The organism is Streptomyces spectabilis (assembly GCF_008704795.1).
Lineage (GTDB): Bacteria > Actinomycetota > Actinomycetes > Streptomycetales > Streptomycetaceae > Streptomyces > Streptomyces spectabilis.
On sequence record NZ_CP023690.1, the window covers coordinates 258,288 to 280,758 of the forward strand.

Sequence of the window (22,471 nt, forward strand, 5' to 3'; positions counted from 1 at the left end):
TGACCGAGAGCTGTGCTGCCGACGGCCCCAACGTGATCACGGACGTGGCCACCACCGCAGCCACCACCCACGCCAGCCAGGTCCTGCCCGGCATCCACACCCGTCTCGCCCGTCGCGGGCTGCTGCCCGCCGAGCACCTGGTCGATGCCGGCTACACTTCCCTGCCCCACCTGGAACAAGCCGCCCGCGAACACCAGGTCACCGTCTCCGGGCCGCTCAAGAGCCACCCCACCCGCCAGCACCGCCGACAACGTCCGCATCATGAGATTTCCCCCACGGGGTCCGCTCCGGAGTGGAGAGCACGGTCAACGAGTTCACCCACGGACACGGCATGCGCCGCTACCGCTATCGAGGACAGGGGAAGGCCCGCATCCAGCACGTCCTGACGGCCATCGCCGTGAACATCCAGCGCCTCAGAGGACTGTCACCAACCGAGGAACCCCGGCCACCCCGTCGGCCGACTGCCTTCCAGGACTACCTCGACCAGCGTGAGATCCCCCGGCTGAAGTCCTGGCGAACCCTGGGCAGCTGGCCCCGGCGACTCCAAGATCCCCGACCGAGTCGAGCTTACCGGCCGTCGTAGGCGGCGCGCGCTTCAGGGAACGCGTCCGCTGAAGGGCGAGCGGGGGGCGGCTGTGGCACGCGGGCGAAGCCGGTTCGGTAGGCGAGGGCGACGAGTTGGGCGCGGTGGTGGGCACCAAGTTTGTGCATGATGCGCTGGACGAAAGTGCGTACGGTCAGCGGGCTGACGTACAGGCGCTCGGCGATCTCGTCGTTGGTGAGCCCCTCTGCTGCGCAGAGGAGGACTTCCTGTTCGCGGGGGGTGAGGTTGTCCATCTCGCGGGGGTGGCGTGGGGGCGGTCGGGGCTGGAGGCGGCGAGGTAGCGAGAGACCACGACGTGGGTGGCCAACGGGGAGAGCACCATGTCGCCGGCCGCCACAGTTCGGATGGCTGCGAGGAACTCGGCGGGGCCGACGCCTTTGCCGAGGAAGCCGCTGACGCCCGCGCGCAGGGCCCGGGTGATGTAGTCGTCCGTTTCGAAGGTGGTCAGGATCAGGACGCGGGTGCCGGAGAGCTGGGGATCGGCGGTGATCTGCGCGGCGGCGGACAGCCCGTCCTGGCCTGGCATGCGGATGTCCATGACCACCACGTCCGGTGCGGTGGTGCGGGTCAGCTGTACGGCCTGGTCGCCGTCGGCCGCGGTGGCGATGACCTCTAGATCGTCGGTGGCGTCGATGAGGACCTGGAAGGTTGCGGCGAGGAGTGCCTGGTCGTCGGCGAGCAGCACGCGGATGGTCACAGGGTGTCCTCGTCGTGGGCGGACGGGCGGGCGGGCGGCGCGAGGGTGGGAAGCTCGACCCTCACCTCGAAACCGGTGTCGTCGCGGGGGCGGGCGTGCAGGTGTCCTCCGGCTGCCTGGGCGCGTTCGTGCATGCCGATGAGGCCGTATCCGGCGGCGCCGCGGACCTGTACGGGCGGGCCGTCGTCGGTGACCGTCAGGGTCAGCAGGTCGTCGGTGTAGTGCAGGTGGACGGCGGCCGTCGTGGTCAGTGCGTGCTTGGAGACGTTGGTGAGTGCCTCTTGCGTGATGCGGTAGGCGGTGAGGTCGACGCCGGGTGACAGCGGTTGCTCGGCGCCGTCCTGGGTGAGGGTGACCGTGAGGCCGACCTGGTCGAACGAGGCGATCAGATCCGGCAGTCGCGCCAGTCCGGGGGCGGGCTCCCTCGAAGGGCCGGAGGGTTCGTCGCGTTCGCGCAGCAGTCCCACCGTCGATCTCAGTTCGCCCAGCGCCGAGTTGAGGGTGGCGGTGAGGTTGTGCATGACCTGCTGTGCCTTGTCGGGGCGGCTGGCCAGCAGGTAGTCGGCGGTGGCGGCCTGGGCGTGGGCGAGTGTGATGTGGTGGGCCACGACGTCGTGCAGTTCGCGGGCGATACGCATCCGTTCGGCGCCCACGCGGCGGCGGGCCTCTTCCTCGCGGGTGCGCAGCGCCATCTCCGCGCGTGCCTCCACCGCGGTGACGTAGTCGCGGCGGCTGCGCAGGGAGTCGGCGACGGCTGGGGCTACGAGGATGAAGGCGGCCAGTCCCACCTGTTCGGGTCGCAGCTGCGGGCCGCCCGGCGGCCACAGGGCGGAGGCGGCGAGCAGGGCCAGGGCGGAGGTGGCGGTGTAGCGGGCGGCGGTGCGGCTGTCGGTGTGCCAGGCCAGTGAGGCGAGTGCCGCCATGACGGGGCCGGTGAGGGTGGAGCCGAACTCGTAGCCCAGGGCGGGGCCCATGGCGCCGAGGGCGGCGGTGCACGCGGTGGTGGTGATCACGGTCAGGCGCGGGCGGCTGCGGCGCGCCAGCAGTGCCGCGCAGGCCAGGGCGGCGACGGTGGCGGCGGCCGGCGGCGGCCAGTGCACGATGCGAGGCGGCTGCGCCATGGTGGTGGAGAGCACGGCGAGGGCGCACAGGGCGGCCGCCGTTGCGGCGTCGAAGGCTCTGGGGTGGCGGCGGGCCCACGACCGGATGTCGGCGATCACAGGCTCTCCTTCACGAGTGTGCTTGACGGTTGTCGTCCGTGGCTGCACGGGGTGGATGTGGATGACCAGGGGGGATGTGAATGATTCGGGCGGACGGACCCCCGTGCAGGCGGGGGCGCCCCGGAGGCCCGCGGATTGGCGGGCCTCCGGGGTGGCGGTGGGTCAGGCGTGCACCGATTCCTCCTGTGCCGAGGGTGTCACCGGGGCGGGGTGCTCGGCCGCGAGGGTGCGCGTGAGTTTCTCGCCTTCGATGTCCAGGTCGGGCAGCAGTCGGTCCAGCCACCTGGGCAGTCGCCACGCTGTCTGTCCCAGGAGCGCGAGAGCGGCCGGGACGATGGTCATGCGGACGATGAACGCGTCGAAGAGGACGGCGGCGGCCAGTCCCAGTCCGAGCATCTTGATCATGGAGTCGGTCATGCCGATGAATCCGGCGAAGACGGCGATCATGATGACGGCAGCGGCCACGACGACGCGGGCGCTGTGACGGAATCCGGTGACGATGGCCTGCGTTGGCGATTCTCCGTGGACGTGGGCTTCGCGGATGCGGGTCACGAGGAAGACCTCGTAGTCCATGGCCAGGCCGAAGACGACGCCGATCAGGAAGATCGGCATCATGCTCATCACCGGTCCGGTCTGGGGGACGCCGAGCAGGTCGGCGAGCCAGCCCCACTGGAAGACCGCGACGATCACACCGAAGGCCGCGGCGACCGAGAGCAGGAAGCCGAGGGCTGCCTTCAGCGGGACGAGGACCGAACGGAAGACGATCATCAGGAGCAGAACGGCGAGTCCCACCACCACCGCGAGGTAGGGGATGAGGGCGGCGGTGACCTTGTTCGAGACGTCGATGTTCATCGCGGTCTGCCCGGTCACCCACATGGAGGCGCCGGAGGTGGACTTCAGGTCGGTGGCCTCGGAGCGGATCGTCTTGACGAGGTCCTTGGTCGCGCCGGCGCTGGGGCCGGTGCTGGGCACGGCGGCGATGGTCGCGGTGTCGCCGGCCTTGTTGAAGGTGGCCGGTGAGACGTCCACGACGCCGTCGGTGGCGGTCAGGGCCGTGCGGGCCTGCGCGGCGGCGGCCTGGGCGTCGTCGGCGCCCTTGGCGTCGACGACGATGGTCAGGGGCCCGTTGAAGCCGGGGCCGAAGCCGTCGGCGAGCGCATCGTAGGCGCGGCGCTGGGTGGTCGAGGTGGGCTGCGCCTCGTCGCCGGGCAGGCTGAGCTGTAGGTCCAGTGCCGGGATGGCGACGACGCCGAGGCCCGCCACGCTCAGCAGCAGCGTCGCCAGGGGCCGGCGGATGACGAAGCGGGCCCACCGGCTTCCCGCGGGCTCCTTCCCGGGCCCGGGCGCGGGTGCGGGTGCGAGCGCGGGCGTGGGTGAGGGCGTGGGCGTGGGTGAGGGCGTGGGTGCGGACGTAGGTGCGATGGCGGTGCGGCGCCGAGTGCGGGGCAGGACCGCCTGGGGGAAGAACCCGAGCAGGGCGGGCAGCAGCGTCAGGGCGACGAGCACGGCGATGACGACGGTTCCGGCGGCGGCCAGCCCCATGTCGGTCAGCATCGGCACGCCGGCCACGGACAGCCCGGCCAGCGCGATGACGACGGTGGCGCCGGCGAAGACGACGGCGGATCCGGCGGTGCCCACCGCCCGGCCCGCGGCCTCTTCCGGAGTGTGGCCCTCGTCCCGTTCCGCGCGGTAGCGGGAGACGATGAACAGGGCGTAGTCGATGCCCACGGCCAGGCCCAGCATCAGGGCCAGAGTGATCGTCGTGGTGGACATGCCCGCGGCGATGATGGCGCAGACTCCCGCGCCAAGACCGATCAGCGCGGTGATCAGGGGAAGTCCGGCGGCGACCAGCGCGCGGAAGGTGATGAACAGCACGAGCGCGGCGACAGCGATGCCGATCAGTTCGGTGACGCCGCCGAGTTCAGGACCGCCCTCGACGGCCGAGCCCCCGACTTCCACCGTCAGGCCCGCGGTACGGCCGTCCTCGACGGCGTCCATGAGTTCGGCGGACGTGGCCTCGCTGAGGTCGTCGCTGGAGACGGCGTAGGTGACGGTCGCGAACGCGGTGGTGGCGTCCTTGCTGACGGCTTCCGGAGCGAAGGGGCTTGAGGCGTCCTTCACCTGCGAGCCACGCGCGATGGTGTCCACGACCTTCTCGACGGCCGCCCGGTTCTCGCGGGCCGTCACCTTCTGCCCGTCGGGCGCGCCGAAGACGATGCGTGCGTCCGCGCCCTCCGCGTTGTCCCCGGGGAAGCGCTCGTCGAGCAGGTCGAACGCCTTCTGCGACTCGGTGCCCGGTATGGAGAACCCGTCCTCCTCGGCGGCCGGGGCGCTGAGAGCGGCGAAGGAGCAGGCCGCCAGGATCGCCACCCACAGGAGGGCGAAGTAGCGGCGTCGCCGGAAGGACATCCGGCCGAGCCGATAGAGCAAGGAAGCCATGACCAGGCACTCCAGTCGAAGAGGAAAAGGAATGGCACCGCGAGCCGTGCCGTGCGCGTCGCCGGCGCAGACGTCCCGCGGTCTCGGCTCCATCGTTGGCAACACGGGCCGCGACGTCGTCCCGCTCCTGCAGACACCCGCCCGTACTGCAGGCGCAGTACGGGCGCCGCACAGTCCCACCTCCAGGGCAAGGCATCTGGCCGCTCCTGTCGGCCGACCGGCCCGCGTCCCCATCGCCCGCCGTGCCCCATGCCGGGGTACGAGCGCATCGCGGCGGCGGCTCAGGCGGCGAGGGCATCGGCGCGGGCCGGCAGCTGCCAGTCGCCGCCGCGGTCCTCCTTGGAGAACCGCGCGACCAGGTCCGGGACGCGGAAGAAGCAGGCCAGCGCGGTGGCGTTCTGGAAGGCGCTGATGGCGTGCTTGTTCATCGGCAGGCCCAGGCGCAGGATCCTGGGGTTGACCTCGCCCTGGATCTCGTCGACGAAGGGCCGCAGGACACGGTCGTAGTTCGCCAGCGCGGTCGGCAGATCGTCCGCGTGCCGGTTGATCTCCCCGGCCAGGACGTACGCGCCGACGAGCCCGCCGGAGACGCCCATGCCGCTGTAGGGGGAGGCACAGTGCGCGGCGTCACCGGCCAGGACCACGCGGCCCTTGGACCAGTGGTCGATCCGCACCTGTGCGATCTCCTGGGAGTAGAAGAACGGGCTCGTCTCCATGCCCTCGATGAAGCGGTCGGTCTGCCATCCGGCGTCCTGGAACCGATCGGCCCAGAACCTCTGCTGCTGCTCGACGGGCGCGCGGTGGATCGCGGACGCTTCCGCCGACTCCTCGCGCATCACGAAGTACACCTGGGTCTCGGTCACGTTGTGGCTGCGCCGCATGATCTGCCGGCCGCCCGGGACCATGTAGGTGTCGCGGATGTTGCTGTCGGAGTCGATGCGCGGCACGAACCAGTACGCCATGTGGATGCCCGCGCGCCAGTACGGGTCGAAGCCTTCCGGCAGCAGCGCCCGGCGGGTGCGCGAGCCTTGCCCGTCGGCGCCGATCAGCAGGTCGTACGCGTCGGAGGTCCCGTCCGAGAAGTGGGCCGTGACCCGGTCGGCGTCCTGGTCGAAGCCGTCGACGCTCTTGCCGAAGACGTACTCGGTGTCGTCCCGGGTCGCCTGGTGCAGGATGCGCACGAGGTCGCCGCGCATGATCTCGTACTCCGAGGTCAGAGTCTGGCAGCCCCTGCCGGAGGTGTTTGCCATGATCGTCGCCTTCGGCTTGCCGCGGGAGTCGACGAAGGCCACGCCCGCCTCGTCCACCAGCCGGCTGCGCACCGCCTCCAGCAGCCCCATGCGCTCAACCGCTTCGATGCCCTGCCCGCGGAGGTCGACCTGCGCGCCCCAAGCGCGCAGCGCCGGAAAGCGCTCGACGACCGTCACCTGGTGACCGCCGCGGGTGAGCCAGAAGGCCAGCGCCTGCCCTGCGACGCCGCCGCCTGCGACGAGAATCCGCAGCGAACGCTTCTCGATCTTGTCCGGCATGTTCGACCACCTCAAAATCTATCGGTGATTGATTCTTTTCCAGATTCTTCTATCAGCGATAGATTGTCAACGTGACCAAGATGAACCGTCAGACCGTCGTCACAGAGGCGCTGGATCTGCTGGACGAGGTGGGCCTGGAAACGGTCAGCACCCGGCGGCTGGCCAAGCGCCTCGGCGTCGAACAGCCCTCGCTCTACTACCACTTCAAGACGAAGAAGGCCCTCCTCGGGGCCATGGCCGAGGCAGCCATGGCCCCGCATGCCGACGCGCCGCTGCCGTCCCCCGGGGACGACTGGCGCGAGTGGTTTCTGGAGAACTCCCGCAGCTTCCGCCGCACGCTGCTGATGCGCCGCGACGGCGCCCGACTGCACGCCGGAAGCACTCCGACCGGCGAACTCGACCGGATCCGTCACAAGATGGCCTTCCTGGTCGCCTCCGGAGTGCCCGAGCGGCACGCGCAGATGGCGATGCTGGCCTCCAGCCGCTACACCGTCGGCTGCGTGTTGGAGGAGCAGGCGGAAGCGGACCCGCCGCCGAACAGCGAGGACCTACCGGACGACGTCCCCGTACTCGACCACGAAGAGGCATTCGAGGCGGGCCTCGCGCTCATCCTCGGCGGCCTCGATCAGCACACCGCGGCATCCGGCCCGGCCTCCGTCGCGCCATCGCCTGCATGACCGGGCACAGACCGGTACAGGTCGGACGAGCACCCGCCGAGGGCGGCCGTCGCGCGCCAGGCGCTCCAGATGGCCCCGCAGCGCCGCCGCCACGAGCAGCCAGACCACGGCAGCCGCGGGCAGCCGCCCGCCGAAAGGCCGTTGAGCAGCGCCACAGCCAGCGGCGGCACCGAGTGCACCAGCAGGCCACCCCAGCACAGCCTCTCACCGGCAGCGGCCTGTGCGGCCACCGCTCCGGCCAGACTGATCAGCACGCACACCGCGAAGCTCGCGCACAGCAGCCAGCGCACGCTCGGCGACAGCTCGTCGTGCCGGTGCTCCTCCAGAGCACCGAGCCCGGCAGCCAGCGCGACGAGAGCACCGTTGGTCACGCTGTGCAGGAGCAGGGCGATGCGCGGCGGCAGCGCCGCCGCACGCAAATTCGGCACCCCTCCCTAGCCGTACACAAGCGACAGCACCCAGATCGACACCAGCAACAGAAAGCCGCCCAGGCCGAGCACACGCACGCTCCAGCCCCACTGCGCCGAGGAGCCGACAACCGTGAGCCTGGCGACCCCCTCGCCCAGCACGATGATCGTGAACGATGACGGGATAGGGCAGCAGCATGCCGGCCTCCAACGACAGGGGATGGAAGGGCCGTTGCCGTGAGAGGGCGGGCGGCCCGTTCGACTGCTTCGACCATGGCCTGCGGGCTGCTACGGCGTCTGTATGCGCGCTGCTCGCCGGTCACGTCGGCCTGCCCGAGGGAGCTGACGATCTGGCGCCCGGCCTGTGGAGCGTTCGCGAAGGACGGAGTGGTGACACCGTCGCGGTGGTCGTGAGTCAGAGACTGGTTGTCGCTCTTGCTCTTCATCAGGAATGAGAAACACAGACCGGCGGGGGCGGTTGGGATCGCGCTGCGGTGACAGCCGGGGAAAGTGCGCCGTCAGCGCGCTGCGCGCCCCCCTCGGGCGAGTGTTGTGATGATGCGTTAATCCTACTTACCGTGGCGGGGCGGATCTGGACCGCTCATGGGCCTCCGGGGACGGAAGCCCGCTTCAGTCCGTCGCAGGTACCCGCGAACCACACTGTCTCCACCAGGGAGAAGGAGTTCACCATGACGTACGAGCGCCCGACACTTGCCAAGGCCGGTTCCTTCCGCAAGGTGACCGGTATCAAGAACACCGGGCCGAAGGACGTCCTCGGCGGCAAGCAGCTCCTCTGACGCTGTGAACCCGGGCCGCTGACGCGGCCCGGAGACCGGCGTAGGGCCGGGCCGGTCACCGATCGACCCGGCCATCGGGTGGCGGCATCCAGCCGCCACCCGATCCCTTTGCCCCTGGTTCCGCCGACCGAAGGCCGTAGCCATGGAAGAGTCCCTGTCTCTCCAGGTCCTGCCCGCCTGGTTCGTCGTCCTGCCCGATACCGACGCGGCCGCCGCCGTCGCCGCCAAGGCGCTCTCCCACGCCGCGCAGAGCCTGCTCCACCGGTCGGGACGCCCGTGGCTGGTGGGCCGTTGGACACCGGAGACGATCGTGACGGGGGAATGCGGCGACACCCGTGTCGCCGTGATCGGGGACCACGCCGTCAGCGCCCAGGAGGCCGTGCGGGCCGCGACCGCCGCCGCCTCGGCGGCGTCCCTGGCGGCACTGGACCGCGTCAGCGCCACCTGGGCCGGCAGCTTCCACCTCGTGGCCAGCGGCGGCGGACGGGTCCGGGCCCAGGGCGGCGCCGTCGAACTGCGCCGCGTGTTCTACACGAACCCCGCGCTCCCGCGCTCCGGCCGGGTGAGCCTGGCCGCCGACCGTGCCGACGTACTCGCCGAACTGGTCGGCGCCGAACTCGACGAGCGCCGACTCGCGCTGGAACTGCTGACCTCCGGCGTGCCGTACCCGCTCTCGGGCTCCCCGATGTGGCGGGGCGTCGACGCGGTGCCCGGTGGCCACAGCCTGAGCCTCGACGCCGGCGGACGGCCCCGGGTGACCCGCCGGTGGGCGCCGCCCGATCCCCTTGTTCCGCTCGCCGAGGGCGCCGTGCGCCTGCGCGAGGCGCTGTGCGCTGCCGTGGAGGCACGCACGCGGGCACGCGACCTGGTCACCACGGACCTGGGCGGACTGGACTCCACTGCCGTGTGCTGCGCCGCCGCGCGGGGGGACGCGAAAGTCGTCGCGTACACCGCCGCCATCCACGACGAGCTCGGCGACGACGTGTACTGGGCCCGGCGGACCACCGAGGCGCTGGAGACCATCGAGCACCACGTCGTACCCGCTCACGACGTGGCCATGACGTTCGACGGCATCGACACCCTCGACGACCTGCTGGACACACCCAGCATGCTCACGGTCGACCGCAACCGCCGCATGCACATCGTGGCCCTCGCGGCCGCCCGCGGATCCGGCCTGCACCTGACCGGCCTGGGCGGCGACGAACTCCTCGCCGGCACACCGGCCCGGCTGCACGAGCTGATACGCACCCACCCCCGCACCGCCCTGCGGGACCTGCGCGGATACGCCGCCAAATACCAGTGGTCCCGGTGGGCCACGCTCCGCCAGCTCCTCGACCGCCGCCCCTACCGGGCCTGGCTCGACCGGGTCGCCCGCGACCTGACGGCGCCGCCGCCCCCCGCGGACGAACCGCTGCTCGACTGGTCCATACCCCCGCGCATGCCGCCCTGGGCCACCCCCGACGCCGTCGCGGCCGTACGCGAGCTCCTCCGCTCCCGCCTCGCCGACGCCGAGCCCCGGGGCAGGGGACACGGCGAACACCGCGAGCTGGTCGCGATGGACGGGATCTCCCAGTGGACCCGGCACATCGGCCAGATGGCCGCTCCCCTGGGCGTCACCGTGGCGGCCCCCTACTACGACGACCGCGTCATCGAGGCGGCCCTCGCCGTCCGGACACCGGAGCGCATCACCCCCTGGCGGTACAAGCCGCTCATCGTCGAGGCCATGCGCGGCATCGTGCCCGAGACCAGCCGCACGCGCGACACCAAGGCCAACGCCACCTTCGAGGAAGAGGCGGGGCTGCGCCGGCACCGCGGCGAGCTGCTGGCGCTGTGCGACGACTCCCGGCTGGCCCGGCTCGGCCTCGTCGACGCGCGCATCCTGCGCGAGTGGTGCCGCAAGTCCCTGTCGGCGGAGACGGAGAGCTACCTGCTGCACACGACCGTGGCCTGCGAAGTATGGCTGCGCTCACGGGAGATGACACCGTCCCCTCAGCCCTCGGGCCGCCGCCCAGCCGCCCCCGAAAGGTGAGCCGATGTGCACGTTGAAGCCCGGCGTCCTGCTGACCGAGACCGAGTACGGCATCGCCCTGCTCGACCAGAAGAACGCCGAGTACTGGACCCTCAACCCGACGGCGGCCATGGTCCTGCGGACGCTCCTTGACGGCCACGGCGCCGAGCAGGCGGTGGAGGCCCTGACCGAGCGCTACGAGGACGTCGACCCCGAACTCGCCGTGCGGGACGTCACCGACCTCCTCGACGACCTGCGCTCCGCCGGGCTCATCACGCCGTGACAGCCGGGCGGGCGGGCGCCGTCCGCGCACCGGGAAGAGCGTTCTCCGACAGGGAAGAGATACCCGATGTCGACGCCGGAAGCGGTTCCCTACCGCCCTCGTTCCGTCCCCCTGGCCCGCCGGTGCGCGGTGCGCGTGGTGGTCGGCTGCGCGCACGTACTCGCCGCCCTGCCGCCCGACCGCATCCGCGCCGTCCTGACCCGGCTGCGGCGCGGAGCCCGGCCCGCCACCCTCGCCGAGGCGGAACGCGCCCGGGAGACAGTGGTCGCCGTGAGCCTGGCCGCCGGCGGCCACAAGGGGTGCCTCCCGAGGTCCCTGGCCACCGTGCTGCTCTGCCGCTGCCGTGGCCAGTGGCCCACCTGGTGCGTGGGGGTGCGCACCAGGCCGCCGTTCGCCGCGCACGCCTGGGTGGAGGCCGAGGGCGAACTGGTCGGCGAGGGTGTGCCGGCGGGCTACTTCCAGCGCTTCTTCGCCGTGGAGTGAGGCCGTGACCGCAGCACCTCCCGCCGCGCCCAACGACACCAGCCAGGGCGCGCACCCGTCCCGGGACACACCGACAGGCCCCAGCCGCCCCCGCTCCGGCCTCCGGGCCCTCGCCGGGCACCTGCGCCCGCAGCGCGTCCGCATGGCCGCCGGTGTCCTGCTGGGCCTGGTCGGCAGCGTCATGGGCCTGGCCCAGCCCATGGTGGCGAAACGGGTGATGGACGGCATGGGCCGGGGAGACCTGGCCGCCGGCCCCGTGCTGGCCCTCAGCCTGCTGGTGGTGGCAGGCGGGATCATCGCCGGTCTCGGCCACTACCTCCTGGACCGGGCCGCCGAGTCCGTCGTCTGTGCCGCCCGCCGCCGACTGACCGACCGTCTGCTGCGGCTGCGCGTGCCGGTGGTGGAGCGCACCGAACCCGGTGACCTGATCGCCCGCGTCACCTCCGACACGGCGCTGCTGCGGCAGAGCGCCCCTCAGGCGGTGTCGGCCGGGGTCACCGGCACCCTGATCACCCTCGCGACGGTCGTCATGATGGGGCTGCTCGACGCGGTGCTGCTCTGCGTGACGCTCGCCGTGACCGCGTTCGTCGGCGTCGTGGTCGCCGTGGTGGCCCCGCGCATCGGGCGCGCCACCCGGCACACACAGGAGGCGGTGGGCCGCATGGGGGCCGCGCTGGAGCGGGTGCTGGGCGCCTTCCGCACGGTCAAGGCGTCGGGCGCCGAGCGGAGCGAGGCCGATGCGCTGCACCGGGCGGCCGAGCACGCCCGGCGCGCCGGGGTGCGCGCCGCCGCCTGGGACGCGGTGTCCGCGACCGTCTCGGCGGTCGTCGTGCAGATCTGCTTCCTGGTCGTCCTGGGCGTGGGCGGCGCACGCGTCACCTCCGGCGCCATCGGCGTCTCCACGCTCGTCGCCTTCCTGCTCTACCTCTTCGCGCTCGCCCCCCGGATCGGCCAGCTCGTCGAAGGGGTCGGCCAGCTCCAGATCGGGGCGGCGGCCGCGGCCCGCATCCGGGAGGTCGAGGACCTGGCGGTCGAGGACGTACGGGCCGGGGACACGGCTCCCGCCGCCGGCCCGCCCGTGCGGGATCCGCGCCCCGCTGCGGTGGCCTTCCACGAGGTCCGCTTCGCCTACTCCCCCGGCCTGCCCCCGGTCCACCACGGGGTCTCCTTCGCCGTCCCCGGCGGCGGCCTGACCGCGTTCGTCGGACCGTCCGGCGCGGGCAAGACCACCGTCTTCTCTCTCATCGAGCGCTTCTACGAGCCGGACGCCGGCCGAGTGCTGCTGGACGGCGAGGACGTCCGGCTGTGGCCCCTGGACGCGCTGCGCGCGGCCATCGGGTACGTCGAACAGGACAGCCCGGTCCTCGCCGGCACCCTGCGCGACAACCTGACGCTGGGCACCGCCGACGTCACCGAGGAAGAGCTCCGGGAAGTCCTGCGCCTGGCCCGCCTGGAGACCGTGACGGACCGCCTGCCCCACGGTCTGGACACCGACGTCGGTCACCGCGGCGGCAGGCTCTCCGGCGGCGAGCGGCAGCGCGTGGCCATCGCCCGGGCCCTGCTGCGCCGCCCCCGGCTGCTCCTGCTGGACGAGGCCACCTCCCAGCTCGACGCGGCCAACGAGGCGGCACTGCGCGACACCGTCACCGACGCCGCCCGCCGCGTCACCGTCCTGGCCGTCGCCCACCGACTGTCCACGGTCACCACGGCCGACCGCATCGTGGTCATGGAGGCCGGCCGGGTCCGGGCGGTGGGCACCCACGCCGAGCTGCTGAGGACCGACGCCCTGTACGGCGAGCTGGCCAGGACCCAGCTGATGAACGGCCGGCCGGACCGCCGCCGCGGAGACGCCCCGTAGTGGCCCCGGCCGGTGGGCCATGGTGAGTCGGACAGGCGAGAAGGAAGGCACACCGGTGCCATCAGGGCAGCAGGCACGCGCGCAGACGTCTGCGATCACCCCGGGGAAGCGGCTCCCGGGCGGTGAGCCGCCCCCGTTACCCTTTTCGTGGCTCCGCAATGGGGCCTCCGGCCTTCGGATCCGGCATGACTTCCCCCCTTGTTGTTGATGATCCGGGGGGGGTGGTGTCACCGGGCCCGGGGCATCGTCGGACGGCTGATGAGAGGCTTGAGCACCGGCTTCACCTGAGCCGGAAGAGCTCTCCGTAACGTGGGTGTGGCAGCTCGATGCCGTGGTAAGACCGGACGAAAAGCGTGACCGGAGGGGCCTGCACGTGATCGACACCGGCGGCATCGACGTCTTCCTCGGCCTGGACGTCGACAAGAGCGAACACCATGCCACCGCCGTCACTCCGGCTCAGGAAGAAAGCCTTCGCCAAACGCCTGCCCAACACCCAACCCAAACTCCGCGAGCTGTCCGCGAAACTCCAGGCCAAGCACGGCACCGTGCTCGTCGTGGTCGACCAGCCAGCCTCAATCGGGGCCCAGCCGGTGGCGGTTGCGAGAGACATGGGCTGACTGGTCGCCTATCTGCCAGGGCTGACGATGCGGCGGATCGCCGACCTCTACCCGGCCGAGGCGAAGACGGATGCGCGGGACGTGCTGATCGTCGCCGTCTCGTGCATCCCGCCGCTTGTGCTGGGCCACCTGCTGCACCTCGCCGCAACGCCCGTGCGCGTGACGCCCGTCGTCACCAAGGCGCAGCCCGTGACGGCCCCTGTCGTCCCGCCCGCGTCCGCCGAGGTGCCCGAGCCCGCCCCGGAGCCGATCGCCTACAACGACCCCCGGTGCGCCGTCATCCGCCCGCTCTACGACGGCCTCCGACCCGGCACGAAGGCCATCCGCACCGCCATCGTCGCCGCAGGCTTCGAGGCGCCCTCCTACGGCGTGATCCGCGGACAACTCCGTACCGAAGTCGAGCAGCACGAGCCGCACCTCGCTGCGCCGCCTCCCGCCCCAGTCGCCTTCAGCGCCTGACGACCGCCGCCTCCTCGCGCGGCCGCGTCGCACTGCCACGCCTCATGCCCTGGGGAACCCATGCCCACCACCACACCCGAGCCGGACGAACGCCGCGCCCGCCAGCACCTGCTCCGGCACGGTGTCGGCACCGTGCCGTCCGGCCACCACCTCAGAAGCCCGCAGGCGTAGACACGCGCCACCGGAGAACAGCCCCACCCGGAGTCCGGACTCCCAGATAGATGCCACGCCGCGCGGTGGGCGTCCGCAGCGTGGCAATACTCTTCCGTCGGCTTTGAGTGCTGTCCATACTGCCCGCATGGAGTCCGCGTCGTGGGTGGTCACCGCCCTGAGCATGCTGGTCGCCATCTCGGCCCTGATGGTGTCTCTGTGGTCCGCCCGCCGGCAGACCGCCGACGCCCAGAAGGCGGCCATCATGCGCTTGGTAGCCGAGTTCATCGTCGTGTGTCGCACACAGGACTTCCAGGCCGCCCAGCGGACGGTGGTGGCGGAGTTGAGAAGCGAATCGGCACCGGACCCACAGGGAGGCATCTCCGGTCTCCCCGAGCCCCTACAGAGTCAGGTCAAACAAGTCGGCGGCTTCTACCAGGATCTGGGGACTCTGGTGGTTCTGGGGGTCGTTCCGGAGTACCTGATCGTGGCTCTCTACTACCGCTTCCTCCGTGAGGTGTGGCTGGCCGTGTGGCCCTATCTCGAGCGTGAGCGGATCTCGTTGGATGCGCAAAACGCCGGAAGCGTCTGGGGATCCTTCGAGCACATCGCCGTCTATGCGCTCAATACTCCTTTCGCCGACATCGCCAAGAGGTTCCGCAGGCGCACCTACGTCGCTTGAACCGGGCGACCTGCTACCCAGCTGTGGTCGGGTAGCCGCCGCACCGCGCGCGAACCGCACCCGTTATCTGTGCCGTCTCTCTGTGCGACCAGGGCTACGCCCTCTTGAGAGGAACGGGAGGGGCCCTCGCACACTGCGCCCCGCAGTGCACACGTGGACACAATCCTCCGAAAGGCGAAGTGACTGCTCGGGGAGAGGCACCGCCGCAATTCGCTGAGATTCAGGGAACATCACAGTCAGAGGTCGGCGTCGATTCATACGAAGCACCATAATCAGGAGTTTCCCACTCGCCATATGGAATATCAGAATCAGCGCTGTAGTCAGGCGAGGGCGACACGCACTCTTCATCGACTATGGAGAATCACACATCCACAGTGAGGTACCCCGTCAAGATAAGGACAAGGATCAACCCGAATACAAATACGCAGCCATCAGCCTTTACACCGGATCTTCGCGCAACCTTAATCCCCAGGAGCCCAAGTACGAGAATGGCTCCACCTAATATCAGCAACCTCAAAACAAGGCTCCTTTTCACGACGCCACCTCACACCCCAAAACGGTGGCGGATGAACCCGGCTACTCCCCCCTCTTCCACCCAGCGCAGCGTCCCGCCACGCCAAGGGAGCGTCAACCTCACTTTCGAGACCCATCGCCTCTCCCACGCAGCGCGCCGTAGCCCGGGAACCTCGTGCGCCAGCTTCTGGACGCCACTCTCCCTTATCTGATCGCCGCGGTAGAACAACGAGAAGTGCAGCGTGAGCATCCACACCGCGGCCAAGAGCTGGGCATAGCACCCGGACTGGCCGACTTCTCACAAGCAGGGCCGGTACAAGGCGTACGACGCGCAGAACATCGCCGACTTCGTCCGTGATCGCGTCGCCCGCCCCGCAGCCAAGCTGGAGCCCGCGCCGCCTCTGCACCGCGCGAGCTGGAACAGCCAGTGACATCAGCGCAACCACCATTCGCGCGGACCTCTCGCGCGGACGCTGGCCCGCGCCCGATCCGGAGGGCAGCGCGGACGGCGCCAACCGCTGGTACGGCGAGGACGTGACGCAGGCCCTGGCCGGTGAGCGCGGCTACCGTCGTGGCACCAACCCGTCGGCCTGACCAGGAGGGCCCCATGTGGTCGACCTTGATCGCCGTGCTCGGCACGCTCGCCGGTGCCGCCTCGGCCAGCCTCACCGCGCACTGGACGGACCGCCGCGCCCGCGCCGAGGAGCACCGCCAACGAGTCCTCGACGCCACTGCGCAACTCCTCGCCGCCGCCCTGGCGTACCGCGAGCTGTTCTGGCTCCACATCGCCGCTCTGCGCGACGGCGAGCCGCAGACGCGGGAAGCACGTGCAGACCTGTACCGAGCCCGCTCGGTTGTCACCCAGGCCTTTGACCGTTTGGCGCTCACCACGGCCGACCCCGCGCTCACTGAGATCGCCGTCGAGGTCGCCTGGTCGGCCATCGACCTCGGTGACATCGAACTCGGCGCGGTCACGGACGGGCGGTTCAGCGACAACGTGGAGGCCACTCTCACTGCCGGGCAGGAACGGAGCCGGGACGCCCACACCGCACTGCGCGACGCCGCCCGAGCGGCATGAACCGTTGATACGGAAGTACCGTCACGACAGCCCTGGAGTATTGCCGGGATACAGGCATGGCTAATCGCTGTCCGGATCGTCCAATTCTGCCTCACGGCGGCATTGGCGACGCAACTTGATATAGCGCAATTGAGCAACGAAGGGCCCGGTAGCAAAAGATTGCTACGCCAGCGCCATCCCCCTTCCTCTCTTCTGCCAGCCACTCCAGCGCCGCGCACTCGGCCGTGAAGAGGGGAATCACAACAACCATTGCGGAAAGTACGTAGACATGCACAGCCGTACGATGCCAACCCCTCACCCTAAGGGGGGCAATTCTCCGCTCGTTCTCTTCTATCTGTTGTCGACTAGGGATCGCACCATTCGCGAAGAGCGATGCCATAGAAGAATCGATCTCACCCGCCTCATCCATGCCCTGATGGGGTTGGGGCCGACGAGCGTTTACTTCAACCGCAAGTACCAGAATGATCACCGAGGCCACGGTCGCGACCGTCGTTGCGTACGCCTCACTCATCCTCACGCGAACAGTGTCATGGCTACTTGAGCAGCCTGTCCCGGTAACGAGGACACGAGGAAGTCCGCAGACAGGCCCTGGTTGCTTTCGGATAGATCATGCTTCATGCCAGTGTCAAGTCCGGTGTGCCCGGACGCAGATGGGCCCGCCGAGTGCGGGCCTTCGTCATGTCACGGAACCGCGACATCCCCACGAGCGATCACGCCCCGCTGGCACCCTGAACCCCTCACACCACCTTCACCACCGGTACCAGGGGGGTACACATGGGGTTCCTCAACAACGCCAAGGCCGAAGTCGCCACGCAGGAAGCCAAGAAGGCCTACCAGCAGGGCAGACAGGTCCTCACCTTCAAGATCATTGAGGCGAACGTCAGCCACCGCACCACCGGCGTCATGTCGGGCGTCGGCGAGCAGATCGAAGCCATCGAGGCCGAAGGATGGGCCCTCTACAACATGTGCGCCGCCGAGGGGAAAGCCCTGTCCGGCGACCGCTCCGCACTGATCTGCCTCTTCCGCCGCCGCTGACCCCGAACTGACCGGCCCGGCCCCGCCGCTGCGAGGCCGGGCCCCCGCACGTCCGGACGGGGGTGGCCTCCATGGGCAAGGCCTGCCCCGTCACCGACGCCGACCGCGAAGCCGTCCGCCGCCTCCACGCCGACGGCAAAGGCCGCAACGAGATCGCGCGCGAGCTGCGCCGCTCCGGCCGCACCATCAGCGCCCTCGCCGACGAGCTGGGCATCAGCTTCGATCGCGCCGCCGAAGTCCGCGCCGCCACCGAGGTCCGCCAGGCCGACCTAGCCGACCCCCGCGCCCGCTTCGCCGAGCAGCTCCGCGCCCGCCTCCGCCAGCCCTGCACCGTCTACTCCTTCGGCGGCAAAGAGAACGACTAGGCCGAGCACGCCTTCCCCGCCCCGCCGAACGCCGAGGCCGTCCAGATCCTGCGCGGCATCGGCATCGCCGTCGACAAGTCCATGCACCTGGTCCCGCCGAAGGACGAGGACGGCTCCGGCGAGGTCGGCTCGCTGCTGACGTCGCTCTTCGACCGGCTCCGGAACCAGCATGACGACGGCTGAGGCCCAGCTCTCGGAGAAGCAGGAGCAGTCCATCGCGCACCCCACGGCCTGGCTGAACGTCTGGGAGGGCAGCGTCCGCAGCAGCAAGACGATCACGCCGCACCCCCACCGCCCCCCACGGGTAACTGCAACCCGACCGTCAACACGATGTACTACGACGTCACGACCAAGGTCACCCCGGTGATCACCGACTTCCAGTCGATCACGATCGCCGAGGGCAGCACCACGCAGCAGACCGTGTCCCTCAAGCAGGAAAACTCAGTGACCACCACTGTCGACCGGCAGACCGAGATCACCGCATCGGCTGCCGCCCTGTTCGCCAAGGTCGAGGCCAAGGTCCGCTTCTCCGTCTCCAAGACCACCTCGTCGACGAAGACCCATCAGATCACCAACACCTGGAACTTCAACCGCGCGGGGCAGTACGCCCTCTACCGCGGCACCCGCAAGGTCGAGGGTGAGTACGTGAAGTACGTCTGCGCCCAGACCGGGCAGACCACCGGCGTATGGGTCAACGCCGTCCGCGACGCAGCCCACGGCACCCCGTACCGCCGCCATCTCCGTCCGACCGCGACCCCCAGCACACAGACCGAGGAGAGCCGAGTGAGCCACATGATCCGACGCGCACCGCGCAGCGCCCGCCGCCGACTGCGCTACGCCCTGGGCACCGCGGCGGCAGCGCTCGTGACGCTGCTCCCCACCGCGCCCCCCGCGTCCACCGCGTCCGGCACCAACTGGGGCGGGTGGATCTGCGAGCCCGGCTATTACCGCATCAACACGCCGGGGGGAATGGCCGTCGACATCTCCCAGGGGCCCGACAACCCCGGAGCCATCGTCCAGCACCGCTATTGGGGAGGTCACAACCAGCAGTGGCGGGCATGCAGATGGCCGAGCCCGACACACAGCACGGACTGGGTGTTCAGATCGCCGCTCACCGGCCAGTGCATCACGATGGTCGGCTACAAGCCCGACGACGGCCAGGCGTTCCAGCAGGGTGACTGCGGCGACTACATCGGCACCAACCAGAAGTTCTGGCTCGACCACCACCCCGCCAACGGCCCCTTCGCGATGCAGGTCCTGCACTCTGGAGCCTGGGTGTCGATCCAGAAGGACGAGTTCGCCCAAGAACGCGCGCTCCTCGTGCAGTACTCCGACAAGGCGATGATGTTCTCTCTGCAAGGAGCCTGAACGGGCGGAACCCCCGTACACACCCTGCGGTACGGGGCCTGACGGGAGACCGCCGGGGCAGCCCGCTCATCATGGGCGGGCTGCTCCTGGCCCGCCCCCGACGACGGCACCGAGCAAGCGCCGCTCCTCGACCCGCTCATCGGCTGGCTGATCATCACCAACCGCATGCACGACAGCCAGTACGCGGGGGCGACGTACGCGGTCCAGCGGCTCGAGGCCAACCCCGGCCCGGCCGCCCGCCTGCTGCGCAACTACGCCGCCCTGAACGCGCTCGAGGGCTGGGACACCCCACCTCAGCGGCTGTGAAGCCCTCCGACGGACCACCACGGGCCTGCGGCGGCACGGGTGGGGCCCGTCGCACCGCCCGGGCTCCGTCCAAGCGCTGCGCGTGGCGGGCCAGGACCACGCCAGGGCAGGAGCCACAGCACACTGCTTGCCCACCGGATGGGGAGGCAAGCGGGAGGGTCCAGTCAGCGCTGCAGTAGGCAGGCGTGCGCGGGCACATCTCGCCACCGGGCACGCAGGCCTGTCGGCGTGGTTCGACCTGGGCTGGTGTGGCGGTCTTGGTCCACGGTGCTTGGCCCTGCTTCGATCGTCTCAGGCGCCGTGCGGGACGCACCCGCCCTGCCGGGCCGCAGGCCTGCCCGACAAAAACCGGAGCGCCCGGCCCAGCACCCGGCGGATCACAGCCGCCACCGGTCCCTCTCGCTCCCGACAACGGCGTAGGGCACTGACGGGCCGTTGCCGCCCGCAAGGGGACGCGACGCCCCCCCGCCGATCATGACGGTCCGCCGTGGCCAGGGCGCCCGAGGAGCGACCGGCCTCGCATCTCACCACGGGTGAGGATGCGCTGGTGCCCGGGATGAGCCGTCGTCAGTCGCGGGATCCGGGTGCTCCGGTCACGGCCAGGCCCTTGGTGGTACAGGCAACAGCGTTGGCCCGCAGCCAGGGAGAGGTGTAGATGTACCTGTCACCCCGGTAGATGCGGACCTGGTAGGTCCGTGACTGCGACAGCATGCGGCGCTGCTGCGGATCCGCATCCGCGGGACGCAGTTCGAGGCAACCCTGCCCGTCGCAGGTGATGCCCTGCGCCGTGATCTCACCGGACAGCGTGAACGTCTGCCCGGGAATCACCGCAAGCTCGGCGGCCTCGGCCAGGATCGGAACGGTCCCCGGCCACACTTGCGTCACGCGCTCTCCCCGCCCACCGGCACCACCGCGAGCGGGGCTCCCACCGGATCATCGACCCGTCGTGCCACTGCTCGACCAGATGGAGCGCATCCACCCGCACCGTCTGCACAAGCGGCTGCTCGATTCCCGCAAGGGCCTCACGCAGGTCCCCCGGGCTCACCTCCTTTGCCCCCGTGCTCGTGTACGCGATCGACATGTGCGGGTGCCGACTCGCGGCCGCCGTGAACTCGCTCCCGGCGTGCCGGCGCATGACCGCGGTCACCTCACCGACCAGCTCCGAGAACGCAGCCCCGGATCAGCCGCTGATCTCGACCGTCATGCGCCCGATCAAGGGCTGGTCGAACGTGAGCGTGAAGGGGGACAGCTCCCCGGCGCGCTCTCGGAGGTCCGTCACCGTCTTGTCCACGTCGACGTCATCGGCCTCGTCGACACCGGCCTCCAGCGCATGCAGCAGCGTGCAGTGCAATCTTTGTCGGCCGGGATCGCGCTCAGCACCGGCCTCACCGGCCCGCGGCCCCGGTGCAGGTTCTCGCTTCCGACGTCCCCCACCACGCCGGTCACCTGCCCCGTAGGGGACCGTCTCCGTGTCCTTTCCACGTCGGCCGGGGGCAGCAGCTGAGGTCGAGTCGAGTCCAACAACTCGCCGACCGCACTGCGGGGTGGGGGTATCCCCCTTAACTCTCGGGGCCCTGGCCTCACTGTGCCGAGCACCACGGGAACGGCAGAGTCCAGGCATGATCTCAACTCGGTTTCATCAACGTTCAGTTGTTCCTGCCGCAGTCGTCGCGATGAGCGCCGCGACCATGCTGCTGGCGACAGGTTGCGGCGGCCATCAGGGACCCGGCTCGCAGACCGCCCAGGCCGCGCACCAGCGGCCCGTGGAACGCGGTTCTGTCATATCTGCGACCTCCGTGGCCGACCTGACCGCACAGGAGGTCGAGTCCCGCCTCAAGAAAGCCGGCATCGAGACCGCACAGGTCCGTTACGGCGTCCAAGCCCACCGCATCATCTACCGCACCGTCACCGCCAAGGGAAAACCCACCACCGCCAGCGAGCTGGTGGCGATGCCCAAGAACGGCCCACGCGAGCTTCGGGCTGTGTCCTGGCTGCACGGGACCCAGGTGTACCGAGGTGACGTGGCCTCGGTGAACGACGAGTCGACCGACCGGGCCACGGCATTGCTGTTCGCATCCACCGGCCGCGCCGTGTCCGCCCCCGACTATCTCGGCCTGGGCAAGGGCCCCGGATCCCATCCGTACGGGCATCCGAGGGCAACCGTCACCGCGTCGGTGGACGCGTTGCGGGCGACACGGGAGTTCGCCCGGCGGGACGGCCATACCCTCGCACGATCCGTACTCATCAGCGGGTTCTCTCAGGGCGGACCCGCCGCGATGATGGTCGGACGGGCCCTCCAACAGGGGCACGACCCGTCCTTCCGCGTGGGCGCCCTCGCCCCGATCGCCGGCCCGTTCGACCTGAGCGGCTTCGAGGCCGGCGCGGCAGACGACGACCTCAACCGCTCACCGCTCTACCTCGCCTATTTCGCGACCGCGTGGAACCGGATGTACGGCTTGTACGACACACCGAGCCAGGCGTTCCGAGCCCCGTACGACAAGAAGGTCGAGACGCTCTTCGACGGCAACCACACAGGGGGAGAGATCGCAGCCGCACTGCCGAGGACCTCGAAAGAACTGTTCACCGCGGACTTCCTCGACAAGGTGCGCAAGCCCACGGGGAAACTGCGGCGACAACTGCACGCCCTGGACACCACCTGTGACTGGCGGCCCGAAGCCCCGGTGCACCTCTTCCACGCCAAGGGCGACAAGGACGTCTCCTTCGCGAACTCCCAGCACTGCCGACGGCAGTTGATCGCCAACGGGGTTCATCCCAAGCTCAGCGACGAAGGAAACGTTGACCACAACACGACAGTCATCAAGGCGCTGCCGGAAGTGATACGCGGGTTCGACGCCACCCGGTGAGCCGAAACCGGCCGGCGACGGTCACAGCAGCG

Annotated in this window: 21 protein-coding genes and 2 pseudogenes; 16 read left to right on the forward strand and 7 right to left on the reverse strand. The window is 70.2% G+C overall.

The features are described from left to right. The first annotated feature begins 331 nt into the window (after nt 1-331). Nucleotides 332-583 carry a transposase gene (locus tag CP982_RS42345; protein WP_229879417.1) on the forward strand — a complete coding sequence of 84 codons (252 nt, stop codon included), beginning with the start codon at nt 332-334 and terminating at the stop codon, nt 581-583. Here the strand turns inward: CP982_RS42345 and CP982_RS01030 are convergent. The 4 genes and pseudogenes from CP982_RS01030 to CP982_RS01045 form a co-directional block, all read right to left on the reverse strand. Continuing rightward, nucleotides 568-1,301 (reverse strand): annotated as a pseudogene (locus CP982_RS01030) (response regulator transcription factor). The gene CP982_RS42345 and the pseudogene CP982_RS01030 overlap by 16 nt on opposite strands. Further along, nucleotides 1,298-2,521, reverse strand: a complete 1,224-nt coding sequence (locus CP982_RS01035) for a sensor histidine kinase (protein WP_150508700.1) — start codon at nt 2,519-2,521, stop codon at nt 1,298-1,300. Before CP982_RS01035 ends, CP982_RS01030 begins: the two are co-directional and overlap by 4 nt. Before the next feature lie 162 nt (nt 2,522-2,683). Continuing rightward, nucleotides 2,684-4,960 carry an MMPL family transporter gene (locus tag CP982_RS01040; RefSeq protein WP_150508701.1) on the reverse strand — a complete coding sequence of 759 codons (2,277 nt, stop codon included), beginning with the start codon at nt 4,958-4,960 and terminating at the stop codon, nt 2,684-2,686. 281 nt (nt 4,961-5,241) lie between these two features. Beyond that, the gene (locus tag CP982_RS01045) at nt 5,242-6,489 is read right to left on the reverse strand and encodes an FAD-dependent monooxygenase (RefSeq protein ID WP_150508702.1); all 1,248 of its coding nucleotides are present in this window, start codon (nt 6,487-6,489) and stop codon (nt 5,242-5,244) included. Nucleotides 6,490-6,569: 80 nt separating this feature from the next. On the opposite strand from CP982_RS01045, the gene CP982_RS01050 reads away from it, so the two are divergent. Beyond that, a complete protein-coding gene (locus tag CP982_RS01050; protein WP_170316610.1) occupies nt 6,570-7,166 on the forward strand; it encodes a TetR/AcrR family transcriptional regulator C-terminal domain-containing protein in 597 nt (198 codons plus the stop codon). Here the strand turns inward: CP982_RS01050 and CP982_RS01055 are convergent. After that, nucleotides 7,115-7,594: a hypothetical protein gene (locus CP982_RS01055; RefSeq protein ID WP_150508704.1), complete on the reverse strand. Its 480-nt coding sequence runs from the start codon at nt 7,592-7,594 to the stop codon at nt 7,115-7,117. The genes CP982_RS01050 and CP982_RS01055 overlap by 52 nt on opposite strands. A 668-nt stretch (nt 7,595-8,262) precedes the next feature. Here CP982_RS01055 and CP982_RS01060 point away from each other — a divergent pair. From CP982_RS01060 to CP982_RS41460, 13 genes and pseudogenes are all read left to right on the forward strand, one after another. Further along, a complete protein-coding gene (locus CP982_RS01060; RefSeq protein ID WP_150508705.1) occupies nt 8,263-8,370 on the forward strand; it encodes a keywimysin-related RiPP in 108 nt (35 codons plus the stop codon). Between the two features lie 142 nt (nt 8,371-8,512). Next, the gene (locus CP982_RS01065; protein WP_150508706.1) at nt 8,513-10,399 is read left to right on the forward strand and encodes a lasso peptide isopeptide bond-forming cyclase; all 1,887 of its coding nucleotides are present in this window, start codon (nt 8,513-8,515) and stop codon (nt 10,397-10,399) included. A gap of 4 nt (nt 10,400-10,403) precedes the next feature. Beyond that, the gene (locus tag CP982_RS01070) at nt 10,404-10,661 is read left to right on the forward strand and encodes a lasso peptide biosynthesis PqqD family chaperone (RefSeq protein ID WP_150508707.1); all 258 of its coding nucleotides are present in this window, start codon (nt 10,404-10,406) and stop codon (nt 10,659-10,661) included. 66 nt (nt 10,662-10,727) lie between these two features. Further along, nucleotides 10,728-11,144, forward strand: a complete 417-nt coding sequence (locus CP982_RS01075) for a lasso peptide biosynthesis B2 protein (protein ID WP_150508708.1) — start codon at nt 10,728-10,730, stop codon at nt 11,142-11,144. 4 nt (nt 11,145-11,148) lie between these two features. Then, on the forward strand, nt 11,149-13,002 hold the full coding sequence (locus tag CP982_RS01080) for an ABC transporter ATP-binding protein (RefSeq protein WP_372503318.1): 1,854 nt from the start codon (nt 11,149-11,151) through the stop codon (nt 13,000-13,002). A 373-nt stretch (nt 13,003-13,375) separates the two neighbouring features. Beyond that, a pseudogene (locus tag CP982_RS01085) lies at nt 13,376-13,715 on the forward strand (IS110 family transposase); the annotation flags it as partial. 661 nt (nt 13,716-14,376) lie between these two features. Continuing rightward, complete coding sequence (locus tag CP982_RS01090; RefSeq protein ID WP_150508709.1) at nt 14,377-14,910, forward strand: DUF4760 domain-containing protein; 534 nt, start codon at nt 14,377-14,379, stop codon at nt 14,908-14,910. An 867-nt stretch (nt 14,911-15,777) separates the two neighbouring features. Further along, nucleotides 15,778-16,017 (forward strand): hypothetical protein, encoded by a 240-nt coding sequence (locus CP982_RS01095; protein WP_150508710.1) that lies wholly within the window; start codon nt 15,778-15,780, stop codon nt 16,015-16,017. Between the two features lie 13 nt (nt 16,018-16,030). Further along, on the forward strand, nt 16,031-16,501 hold the full coding sequence (locus CP982_RS01100) for a hypothetical protein (RefSeq protein ID WP_150508711.1): 471 nt from the start codon (nt 16,031-16,033) through the stop codon (nt 16,499-16,501). Between the two features lie 774 nt (nt 16,502-17,275). Then, the gene (locus CP982_RS01105) at nt 17,276-17,536 is read left to right on the forward strand and encodes a hypothetical protein (protein WP_150508712.1); all 261 of its coding nucleotides are present in this window, start codon (nt 17,276-17,278) and stop codon (nt 17,534-17,536) included. A gap of 71 nt (nt 17,537-17,607) precedes the next feature. Then, nucleotides 17,608-17,901, forward strand: coding sequence for a helix-turn-helix domain-containing protein (locus CP982_RS42350; RefSeq protein WP_150508713.1), 294 nt, complete (start codon nt 17,608-17,610; stop codon nt 17,899-17,901). A 330-nt stretch (nt 17,902-18,231) separates the two neighbouring features. Then, nucleotides 18,232-19,269 carry an RICIN domain-containing protein gene (locus tag CP982_RS01115; protein WP_150508714.1) on the forward strand — a complete coding sequence of 346 codons (1,038 nt, stop codon included), beginning with the start codon at nt 18,232-18,234 and terminating at the stop codon, nt 19,267-19,269. Nucleotides 19,270-19,434: 165 nt separating this feature from the next. Beyond that, nucleotides 19,435-19,575, forward strand: coding sequence for a hypothetical protein (locus tag CP982_RS41460; protein WP_170316310.1), 141 nt, complete (start codon nt 19,435-19,437; stop codon nt 19,573-19,575). Between the two features lie 567 nt (nt 19,576-20,142). Here CP982_RS41460 and CP982_RS01120 read toward each other — a convergent pair. After that, complete coding sequence (locus CP982_RS01120) at nt 20,143-20,460, reverse strand: hypothetical protein (RefSeq protein WP_150508715.1); 318 nt, start codon at nt 20,458-20,460, stop codon at nt 20,143-20,145. A gap of 295 nt (nt 20,461-20,755) precedes the next feature. Beyond that, the gene (locus tag CP982_RS41465) at nt 20,756-20,926 is read right to left on the reverse strand and encodes a hypothetical protein (RefSeq protein ID WP_170316311.1); all 171 of its coding nucleotides are present in this window, start codon (nt 20,924-20,926) and stop codon (nt 20,756-20,758) included. Between the two features lie 322 nt (nt 20,927-21,248). Here CP982_RS41465 and CP982_RS01125 point away from each other — a divergent pair, with 322 nt between their 5' ends. Further along, nucleotides 21,249-22,439: an alpha/beta hydrolase gene (locus CP982_RS01125; RefSeq protein ID WP_229879388.1), complete on the forward strand. Its 1,191-nt coding sequence runs from the start codon at nt 21,249-21,251 to the stop codon at nt 22,437-22,439. Nucleotides 22,440-22,471: the final 32 nt, after the last annotated feature.

Bases quoted from the DNA above. Each gene is read 5' to 3' on its own strand.
- CP982_RS01115 (WP_150508714.1), top strand. From the start codon at position 18,232: ATGTACTACGACGTCACGACCAAGGTCACCCCGGTGATCACCGACTTC.
- CP982_RS01100 (WP_150508711.1), top strand. From the start codon at position 16,031: ATGTGGTCGACCTTGATCGCCGTGCTCGGCACGCTCGCCGGTGCCGCC.
- CP982_RS01065 (WP_150508706.1), top strand. From the start codon at position 8,513: ATGGAAGAGTCCCTGTCTCTCCAGGTCCTGCCCGCCTGGTTCGTCGTC.
- CP982_RS41460 (WP_170316310.1), top strand. From the start codon at position 19,435: ATGCACGACAGCCAGTACGCGGGGGCGACGTACGCGGTCCAGCGGCTC.
- CP982_RS01050 (WP_170316610.1), top strand. From the start codon at position 6,570: ATGAACCGTCAGACCGTCGTCACAGAGGCGCTGGATCTGCTGGACGAG.
- CP982_RS01090 (WP_150508709.1), top strand. From the start codon at position 14,377: ATGGAGTCCGCGTCGTGGGTGGTCACCGCCCTGAGCATGCTGGTCGCC.
- CP982_RS42345 (WP_229879417.1), top strand. From the start codon at position 332: ATGCGCCGCTACCGCTATCGAGGACAGGGGAAGGCCCGCATCCAGCAC.
- CP982_RS01040 (WP_150508701.1), bottom strand. From the start codon at position 4,960: ATGGCTTCCTTGCTCTATCGGCTCGGCCGGATGTCCTTCCGGCGACGC.
- CP982_RS01060 (WP_150508705.1), top strand. From the start codon at position 8,263: ATGACGTACGAGCGCCCGACACTTGCCAAGGCCGGTTCCTTCCGCAAG.
- CP982_RS01105 (WP_150508712.1), top strand. From the start codon at position 17,276: ATGGGGTTCCTCAACAACGCCAAGGCCGAAGTCGCCACGCAGGAAGCC.
- CP982_RS01070 (WP_150508707.1), top strand. From the start codon at position 10,404: ATGTGCACGTTGAAGCCCGGCGTCCTGCTGACCGAGACCGAGTACGGC.
- CP982_RS42350 (WP_150508713.1), top strand. From the start codon at position 17,608: ATGGGCAAGGCCTGCCCCGTCACCGACGCCGACCGCGAAGCCGTCCGC.
- CP982_RS01125 (WP_229879388.1), top strand. From the start codon at position 21,249: ATGAGCGCCGCGACCATGCTGCTGGCGACAGGTTGCGGCGGCCATCAG.
- CP982_RS01075 (WP_150508708.1), top strand. From the start codon at position 10,728: ATGTCGACGCCGGAAGCGGTTCCCTACCGCCCTCGTTCCGTCCCCCTG.
- CP982_RS01045 (WP_150508702.1), bottom strand. From the start codon at position 6,489: ATGCCGGACAAGATCGAGAAGCGTTCGCTGCGGATTCTCGTCGCAGGC.